Source organism: Luedemannella flava, from assembly GCF_039528515.1.
Classification (GTDB): domain Bacteria; phylum Actinomycetota; class Actinomycetes; order Mycobacteriales; family Micromonosporaceae; genus Luedemannella; species Luedemannella flava.
In genome coordinates, this window is sequence record NZ_BAAALT010000342.1 from 1 (window position 1) to 1,759 (window position 1,759).

Here is a 1,759-nt window from a genome sequence, read left to right on the forward strand (position 1 = left end):
AGGGACTGCCGATAATTAACTCGGCGTTTTGGTCTTTGCGGTGGGGTCGGTGTGCTTTGTCGCCGTCTGCAGAAGCGTCGTGAGGGGTGCCGGCTGGTCGGTCGGTGTGATGGTGGTCCCGTGCTGGTCCAGCAGTTGTCGGACTTCGGTGATGGCCCGGCGGATGCTGCTGCGGTTGCTGTGGAACATGACGGCCAGCGTCTCGTGGGGTAGCTGCAGCCGTAGGTGCAGAACGGTGGCGAGGACTTTGTCGCCGAAGGCGAGCTGGGGCGGGCGGCCCGACCGGGGCGCGTGGGGGGTTCTGCCTTCGCGGCGGGCTTGCTGCTCGTCGTTGTGTTCTTTGGCCCGTTGTCGGCTGTCGCGCAAGGCTTTCAGGGTGGTGGCCAGCTGTTCGAAGTCCGCATTGGACATTCCTGTCAGGGCAGGATGGGACGGGGGCACCGGGTCGGGGTTGAGGTCGACTGGCAGGTCTTGTTCGGTGCTGTTGTGGTGGTGTCGGTCGGGGTGCAGGGTGTAGTTCCAGTCGCCGTGGAAGGCGTGGCGGGTGATGGGCAGTACGGCCATCTGGGCGTCGCTGACTTTGACGCCGGTCGGGTAGTGGCCGGTGTCGAGGGCGGCTCGGACGCGTAGGCCGGTGCGGGTGGTGGTCGCGGCGATGGTCTCCACGATCACCTCGTGGCTGGTCAGGGGCCGGCCGCGCCAGTTGCTGGTGATGTGGCAGAACAACCTGTGCTCGATCTTGTTCCATTTGGAAGTGCCCGGCGGTAGGTGGCACACCGTGATCGTCAGACCGGCCTGCGCGGCCAGCGCGGCCAGTTCGGTCTTCCAGGCCCGGGTGCGGTAGCCGTTGGACCCGCCGGCATCGGCGGTGACCAACAGCCGGTCAGCGGCCGGGTAGGTGTCGCGGCCGACCGTGGTCCACCAGCGGCGAATCGACTCGACCGCGAACGCGGCAGTGTCGCCATCGGTGCCGACGTTGACCCACCCGGCGTTGGTGGCCACGTCGTAGACGCCGTAGGGCACCGCCTTGCCCAACTGTTTGTCCTCGAAGTCGTGCACGTTGACCGCCACCGGCTGCCCCGCAGGTAGCCACTGCTGGCCGGCGTTTTTGAACTGGCCGACGAGTTCCTTCTTCTTGGTGTCCACGCTGATGACCGGTTGGCCCTCGTCACGGTGGGTGCGGGCCTGCTCGTTGAGGTAGCGGAACTGGGCGTCGCGGTCGGGGTGCTGGGTGCCTTCCAGCATCTTGGCGTTGCCCTGCAGGCTGAATCCCTCCTGCTTGAGCAGCGCTGCCACGGTGTCGGCCGACACCTGGTGACCCTGCCGCCTCAACTCGTCGGCCAGCCGCCGGGTCGACTTCGCTGTCCACCGCAGCGGCGACATCGGGTCGCCCCGCCAGTCGGGTTCTACCAGCGACAGCAGCGCCTCACGCAGGCGCGGATCCGTGTCCGCCAGACGCTTACGGCCACCGCCGGGACGGCGGGTACGTCGCGATGGTTGTCCACCCTCCTCGAGTTCGTCGACCCCGGCGGCAACCGTCTGCCGGCTCACCTGCGCAGCACGGGCCACCGCAGCGATGCCACCGTGACCCAGCGCTCGGGCCTCCGACGCCAGATACAGCCGCCGCTGCCGCTCATCGAGATGCGGCAGCAGGACCTCCAACTTCGCCGTCAGCGACTCCTCGATCTCCACAGCAATGGCCATACCACATCAACGACGCCGCACCGCCAAAAGCTCAAGTTATTCCTCGGCAGTTCCT

At 67.2% G+C, this 1,759-nt stretch carries 1 protein-coding gene; it reads right to left on the bottom strand.

Annotated features, from left to right (window positions below; translation table 11 throughout):
• Window positions 1-15 precede the first annotated feature (15 nt).
• Window positions 16-1,704 carry an ISAzo13 family transposase gene (locus ABD211_RS33140; RefSeq protein WP_344140482.1) on the bottom strand — a complete coding sequence of 563 codons (1,689 nt, stop codon included), beginning with the start codon at window positions 1,702-1,704 and terminating at the stop codon, window positions 16-18.
• Window positions 1,705-1,759: the final 55 nt, after the last annotated feature.

Coding starts and splice junctions, on each gene's coding strand:
- ABD211_RS33140 (WP_344140482.1), bottom strand. CDS start 1,704: ATGGCCATTGCTGTGGAGATCGAGGAGTCGCTGACGGCGAAGTTGGAG.